Origin of the sequence: Microbacterium sp., from assembly GCF_031178525.1 — a bacterium.
GTDB lineage: Bacteria > Actinomycetota > Actinomycetes > Actinomycetales > Microbacteriaceae > Microbacterium.
In genome coordinates this window covers 1-6,443 of record NZ_JAPSJA010000145.1, presented here as the reverse complement: position 1 = coordinate 6,443, position 6,443 = coordinate 1, and the positions used below count along the sequence as shown (strand labels likewise).

The 6,443-nt window shown below is 71.4% G+C and carries 8 protein-coding genes and 1 pseudogene; all 9 read right to left on the bottom strand.

What is annotated here, in order from left to right; all coding sequences use genetic code 11:
* Positions 1-121 precede the first annotated feature (121 nt).
* Entirely contained in the window at positions 122-352 is a 231-nt protein-coding gene (locus tag RIF89_RS09805; RefSeq protein ID WP_309068931.1) for an HGxxPAAW family protein, read from the bottom strand.
* 129 nt (positions 353-481) lie between these two features.
* The gene (locus RIF89_RS09800) at positions 482-2,332 is read right to left on the bottom strand and encodes a hypothetical protein (protein ID WP_309068930.1); all 1,851 of its coding nucleotides are present in this window, start codon (positions 2,330-2,332) and stop codon (positions 482-484) included.
* A 40-nt stretch (positions 2,333-2,372) separates the two neighbouring features.
* Positions 2,373-2,960: a Trp biosynthesis-associated membrane protein gene (locus RIF89_RS09795; RefSeq protein WP_309068929.1), complete on the bottom strand. Its 588-nt coding sequence runs from the start codon at positions 2,958-2,960 to the stop codon at positions 2,373-2,375.
* Positions 2,957-3,346: a phosphoribosyl-AMP cyclohydrolase gene (gene hisI, locus RIF89_RS09790; RefSeq protein ID WP_309068928.1), complete on the bottom strand. Its 390-nt coding sequence runs from the start codon at positions 3,344-3,346 to the stop codon at positions 2,957-2,959. Before hisI ends, RIF89_RS09795 begins: the two co-directional genes overlap by 4 nt.
* Positions 3,343-4,104 carry an imidazole glycerol phosphate synthase subunit HisF gene (gene hisF, locus RIF89_RS09785; protein WP_309068927.1) on the bottom strand — a complete coding sequence of 254 codons (762 nt, stop codon included), beginning with the start codon at positions 4,102-4,104 and terminating at the stop codon, positions 3,343-3,345. Before hisF ends, hisI begins: the two co-directional genes overlap by 4 nt.
* Before the next feature lie 3 nt (positions 4,105-4,107).
* A complete protein-coding gene (hisG, locus tag RIF89_RS09780) occupies positions 4,108-4,947 on the bottom strand; it encodes an ATP phosphoribosyltransferase (protein WP_309068926.1) in 840 nt (279 codons plus the stop codon).
* Between the two features lie 40 nt (positions 4,948-4,987).
* Positions 4,988-5,251, bottom strand: coding sequence for a phosphoribosyl-ATP diphosphatase (locus tag RIF89_RS09775; RefSeq protein ID WP_203138573.1), 264 nt, complete (start codon positions 5,249-5,251; stop codon positions 4,988-4,990).
* A 59-nt stretch (positions 5,252-5,310) separates the two neighbouring features.
* Positions 5,311-6,000 (bottom strand): ribulose-phosphate 3-epimerase, encoded by a 690-nt coding sequence (gene rpe / locus RIF89_RS09770; RefSeq protein ID WP_309068925.1) that lies wholly within the window; start codon positions 5,998-6,000, stop codon positions 5,311-5,313.
* A gap of 20 nt (positions 6,001-6,020) precedes the next feature.
* A pseudogene (locus RIF89_RS09765) lies at positions 6,021-6,443 on the bottom strand (rRNA small subunit methyltransferase B); the annotation flags it as partial.

Below are 6,443 nucleotides of genomic sequence, written 5' to 3'. Positions count from 1 at the left end.
GCGAGCGCATCCCGCGCCGGCGCCTGAGCGAGCGCCGCCTTCTCGACCTCTGCCAGGGGGCGCGAGAGCCTGCGGGTCTCCGCATCCTCCACCGCGCCGGCCGTGAGGTCGGCGAGCAGCATCAGTGCGCCTTCGGCGATGACTTCGGTCCGTTGGCGCCGTAGCCGGCCTTGCCCATGATCCAGCCCACGATGGCGCCGACGACGAGCAGACCGGCGGCCACCCAGAAGAGCGTCCACTGATCGATGAACAGCGCCACCGTGCCCAGCGCGACCGCGACCAGCATGATGATCACGGCTGTCCAGGCTGCGGGCGAGTGTCCGTGACCGGGTTCGCCGTTCGAGTGGCTCATGTCGGATGTTCTCCTTCGTTGCGTGGGACCTCCGCAAGTCTATCGGGAGCACGCGGCCTGATCCGTCCCGCGGTGCCCCGCTGGATGGACTCACGCGCGATGACCACGCGGGCGGCGGGCAGGACGCCGCTACCTGGCGATGGTCTTCGCGGCGGACGTCTTCGTCACGGTCGCGTACCCGGCGAGGGAGCCCGTGACCCTGACGGCGACGCGCTTGCCGGCATCGACGGTCTTGAGCGTGTAGCGCGAGCCCGTCGCGCCCGTGATCGGCCGCCCGTCCCGCAACCACTGGTACGTCCGTTTCGTGCCCGGCGTCCACGAGCCGGGCTTCGCCGTCAAAGGCTTCCCCGCCTTCGCCGTGCCGGAGATCGTCGGCGTCGATGCGACGAGGGTCCCTCGCGCGACGGTCTTCGCGGCCGCCGTCTTCGACGCCGTCGCGTACCCCGGCAGCGTCCCGGTCACACGGACCGTGATCTTCCTGCCCAGATCGGCCGCCGTCGGCCGATAGCGGGAGAGGGTGGCCTTGGTGATGGACCGGCCGTCCCGCAGCCACTGATACGTGAGCCTGGTCCCCGCGGTCCAGGTCCCCGGCTTCGCCGTCAGAAGCTGTCCGACCTTTGCGGTTCCCGTGACCGCCGGTGTCGGTGCCGACAGCGTCCCTCGCGCGACGCTCTTGGCGGCGGAGGTCTTCGTCACGGCGGTGTGGCCCGCGAGGCTGCCCGTCACGCGGATGGCGATCTTCTTGCCCAGGTCGGCCGCCCGAAGCACGTAGGCGGGCGCGGTCGCGCCGCTGATCGGCGCGCCGTCACGCAGCCACTGATAGCCGAACGCCGTCCGCCACGTCCAGTCTCCGGGGAAGGCGGTCAGCGTCCTGCCGACGGCGGCTGTTCCCGTCACGGTGGGGACCCCCGGCGTGTACGTCGCGGGTGCGCTCCCGCCGCCGGTGGTCTCGAACCAGGCACGGAAGAGCGTGTAGAAGTTGCGATTGCCGTAGGAGGAGCAGTCGTCCCCGTCTCCCGCACCGGCCGCCAGGGCAGCCGCGTTCGGCTGGTACGGGGTGTAGTAGTACAGGTTCGCCGTCGCCTGATTCCGGATGTACACCGGGGCGGTTCCGCAGGACCTGTCCGGGTTGTACAGGATCTCGTGCGTCGCGCCGGGCGCGTACCAGGAGAAGGAGTCGGTCTCCGTGCTGTAGATCTTCATCTGGCGCGCGGCGCCGTAGACCTGGTTGAAGAAGCCCTCGAACCTCTTGTCGCACTCCGCGTTGTCGGGGCAGCCCATCCCCATCGCCCTCGTGAACCGGAACGTGCTCGGCCAGTCGTGCGTAACAAGCCCCTGCTCCTTCTGCAGCATCACCAGCAGCACCTGCGGGTTGATTCCGCACGCCTGGGACACCTTGGAGATGATGCGCGCGGCGCTCTCCTTCGCGCCCCCGGGGTACTGCGCGCAGTACGCGTCTGCCGCCCGCGTCGTCGTCGTCTGGACGAAGTCCTCGAGACAGACGTAGGTCGCCTGGCAGGCCGCCACCTTGCTGTCGATGAAGGCCGAGATCTGCGTCGCCGTCATCGTGGCCTTGTTCGTGAAGACCGCGTCGCTGATGATGTTCCCGGCCTCGAAGCCCACGACGCCGCCGGGAACGGCGTAGGGCGCTGCGCGCTGCGCCCCGGGCGCGTCCACGGCGCCGCGAGGTGAGTCCACCCTCGGTTCGCCGTCCGGATCGGCGGCGTCCTCCGTGACGTCGCCTCCCGCGTCATCCACGCCCAATGCCGTGCTCTCGGCGACCCGCGCGAGGTCGTCGCGTGCCATCGTGACGGCAGACGACGACTCATCCTGCGCATCCGGATGGGAGTCGGACGCAGAGGCTGCGGCGCCGATGGGCGTCAGGGAGGCGGCGAGGGCGAACGTCGCCAGCGCAGAGAGCAGGGCTCCGCCCGCGCCGCCGACGCTCACACCCGACGCACGTCGGAGCAGGTCACGCATGCGCCTCAGTGTGGCAGACGATCGCGGCGGGGACGCTTCCTCAGCGCGTCGGGTCGTCGCCGCGGGAGAGGTCGTCCCAGGAGTCGATCGCGTCGAGCGGGGCGGCGTCGTCGCGCGCGGTGCTGTCGGTCGCCGCGCCGAAGCGCCGTCCGCCGCGCGCCCACAGGTGCGCGGTCGCGAGCACCGCGATGCCCGCGAGGCCGATCAGGATCGCCGCGATCAGCGTGACGAGCGGCCATGGCGTCGCCGTGACGTCTCGAACGACTCCCGCGATCGCCTCGGCGCCGGCCAGTCCCGTGCGCTCGGTGACCGCGGGAGCCACCGCCGTCAGCGGCGGGGCGACCACCATGCGCGCCGAGAGGAAGGCGAGCCCGGTGGCCACCACGACGGCGAGGCCGCCGAGCACGTAGCGCAGCGCGCGCCCCACGAGGGTCAGCACGAGTCCCAGCGCGAGCGTCGTGAGGGCGAGAGGCTGCAGGACGGGCACCGCGGTCGCACCGGGGACCGGCAGCGCGCCCTCCGCAAGCCGGGCGACGGCCCAGGTCTGCGTCGAGCCGATCAGGGCCACCGCGCCCGCCGCGAGGATCGCGACGACCGTGAGCGACTTGGCGCGCGTGCGAAGGCTCATGCGTCCCGGGCGTCCGGGTCCGCGGAGACCGCGCGCAGGTCGCGCGATCCGTCCGGACCGTCGTCGAAGCAGGTGCGCGTGCCGGTGTGGCACGCCGGACCGACCTGATCCACCCTCAGCAGCACGGCATCGCCGTCGCAGTCGAGGCGCGCCTCGATCACGCGCTGGATGTGTCCCGAGGTGTCGCCCTTGCGCCAGTACTCCTGGCGGGAGCGCGACCAGTACGTCACGCGGCCGGTCGTGAGCGTGCGGCGCAGCGCCTCGGCGTCGAGCCAGGCGAGCATGAGCACCTCACCGCTGTCCCACTGCTGCACGATCGCCGGCGCGAGGCCGTCCGCGTTGAAGGCGACGCGCGCGATCCGGTTCTCGAGGTCCTGATCGCTCATCGGGTCTCGATCCCCTCTGCCCGCAGGGCGCGCTTGACGTCGTCGATCGTGAGCTGGCCGGAGTGGAAGACGCTCGCGGCCAGCACGGCGTCGGCGCCGGCGGCCACCGCCGGCGGGAAGTGCTCGGGCGCGCCCGCGCCGCCGGAGGCGATCACGGGAACGGGCGACGCCTCGCGCATCAGGCGGATGAGCTCGAGGTCGAAGCCCTGCTTGGTGCCGTCGGCGTCGATCGAGTTGACCAGCAGCTCCCCCGCGCCGCGCTCGATCGCCTCGCGCGCCCATGCGAGCGCGTCCAGGTCGGTCTCGGTCCGGCCCCCGTGCGTCGTGACGACGAACCCCGACGGGGTGCGGGGCGAGCGCTTGATGTCCAGCGACAGCACGAGCGCCTGCGCGCCGAAGCGGTCGGCGATTTCGTTCAGCAGCACGGGCCGGGCGATCGCGGCGGAGTTCACGCCGACCTTGTCGGCGCCGACCTCCTGCAGGCGCGCCACGTCGTCGACCGTGCGCACACCGCCGCCCACCGTGAGCGGGATGAAGACCTCCTCGGCCGTGCGCCGCACGACGTCGTACATCGTCGCGCGCTCGTCGACCGTGGCGGTCACGTCCAGGAACGTCAGCTCATCGGCTCCCTGGTCGAAGTACGTGCGCGCGAGCTCGACGGGGTCGCCCATCTCGCGCAGGTTCTCGAAGTTCACGCCCTTCACGACGCGACCGGCGGCAACGTCCAGGCAGGGGATGACGCGTGTGGCGACGCCCACGAGTCAGAGCCTCGCGTTGTGGATCGCCGTGACCAGGATCGCGCGCGCGCCCAGTTCGTACAGCTGGTCCATCACCTGGTTGACGCCCTTGCGCGGCACCATGACGCGCACGGCGACCCACTCGGGGTCGCGCAGCGGCGAGACGGTGGGCGATTCGATGCCGGAGGCGATCTCGACCGCACGGTCGACCAGGTGCGCCGGCAGGTCGTAGTCGACCATCACGTACTGGCGTGCGACCATCACGCCGCGCAGGCGACGCAGCAGCGTCTCCGTGCCCTCGGCGTCCTTCGGGCCGGCGACCAGCACGGCCTCCGACTCCAGCAGCACGGGACCGAAGATCTCCAGGCCCGCCTGGCGCAGCGTCGTGCCGGTCGAGACGACATCCGCGACAGCGTCCGCGACGCCGAGCTGGACGGCGGACTCCACGGCGCCGTCGAGCGGCACGATGTCGACGGCGATGCCGCGCTCGTCGAGGAACGCGTCGACAAGTCCCGGGTACGCGGTCGCGACGCGGAGCCCCTGGAGGTCCTCGAGACCGCTGAACCGTCCGGGAGGACCGGCGAAGCGGAACGTCGAGTCGCCGAAGCCGAGCGACTCGATCTCGCGCGCGGGCATCCGCACGTCGAGCAGCAGGTCCCGGCCCGTGATGCCGACGTCGAGCGCGCCCAGCGCGACATACGTCGCGATGTCGCGCGGACGCAGGAAGAAGAACTCGACGTCGTTGGCCGAGTCGATGAGGTGCAGCTGCTTGCTGTCGCGCCGACCGGCGTAGCCGGCCTCCGCGAGCATGTCGGCGGCGGTGTCGGAGAGGGATCCCTTGTTCGGGACGGCGATGCGGAGCATGGTGGCTTTCGGGGAGTGGTCGACGAGGTCCGGGCGCGCCTCAGAGATGTCGGTAGACGTCGGCCGGCGTCAAGCCCTTCGCGATCATCATCACCTGCAGGTGGTAGAGCAGCTGCGAGATCTCCTCGGCCGCCTCGTCGTCCGACTGGTACTCGGCGGCCATCCAGACCTCGGCCGCCTCCTCGACGATCTTCTTGCCGATCGCATGCACGCCGGCGTCCAGCTGTGCGACGGTGCCGGATCCCTCCGGGCGCGTCTGAGCCTTCTCGCTCAGCTCGGCGAACAAGTCGTCGAAAGTCTTCACCCGTCAAGGCTACCGGGGATTCGGAGGGCGGATTCGCCGCCGGGACGTGCGTGGGGAGATCAGTGCCGATGCGCGGCGGCGGCGGTGCGCAGGCCCGAGATCGCCGCGTCGATGTCGTCCGCCCCGAACACGGCGGATCCGGCGACGAACGTGTCGGCCCCCGCCTCGGCCGCCTGAGCGATCGTCCCCGCCGCGATGCCGCCGTCGACCTGCAGCCAGACGTCCGCGCCACGGCGCCGGGTCTCGTCCGCCAGACGGCGAAGCTTGGGCATCGTCTCGGGCATGAAGCCCTGCCCGCCGAAGCCCGGCTCGACCGTCATCACGAGGATCTGATCGAACTCATGCAGATGGTCGAAGAGGACCGCCACGTCGGTGTCCGGCTTCACCGCGACGCCTGCGCGCGCCCCGATCTCGCGCAGCCGTCGCGCGAGGGCGAGGGGATCGGCCGCGGCCTCGAGGTGGAACGTGACCGACGCGGCCCCGAGCTCGGCATACCCCGGAGCCCAGCGATCCGGGTCGTCGATCATGAGATGCACGTCCAGCGGCACGGGGCTCGTCGCCTGGATGCGCTCCACCATCTGCGGGCCGAACGTCAGGTTCGGCACGAAGTGATTGTCCATGACGTCGACGTGCACGAAGTCCGCCGACGCGATCCGCGCGAGTTCGGCCTGCATGTTCACGAAGTCGGCGGCCAGGACGCTCGGGTTGATGCGCGGCGCGGACGCACCGGAGGGCGGGTGCGGGGGCATGGATCGGTCCTTCCGGTCGGTCAGCGCGTCTTGCGCAGCAGTGCGAGGAACATCGCGTCGGTGCCGTGACGATGCGGCCAGAGTTGCGCGTGTCCCGCACCCGACAGCGGTGCGGGCAGGTCGATGGCGCCGCGCGAGACACGGCGCAGCACGGCACGCGCGTCGAGCTCCTCTACCAGATCGCCCAGCTCCTCGCGCACCCGCGCCACGATCGCCGCGGTCTCCGCGAGATGCGGGGAGCACGTGACGTACGCGACGGTGCCGCCCGGCTTCAGTGCCGTGATGGCCGACCGCAGCAGCCCTGCCTGCACGTCCGCGAGCTCGGCGACATCGGACGGCTGCTTGCGCCAGCGCGCCTCAGGACGACGACGCAGCGCACCGAGTCCCGTGCAGGGCGCGTCGACCAGGATGCGCTCGTACGTGTCGGGATGCGCGGACGCGAG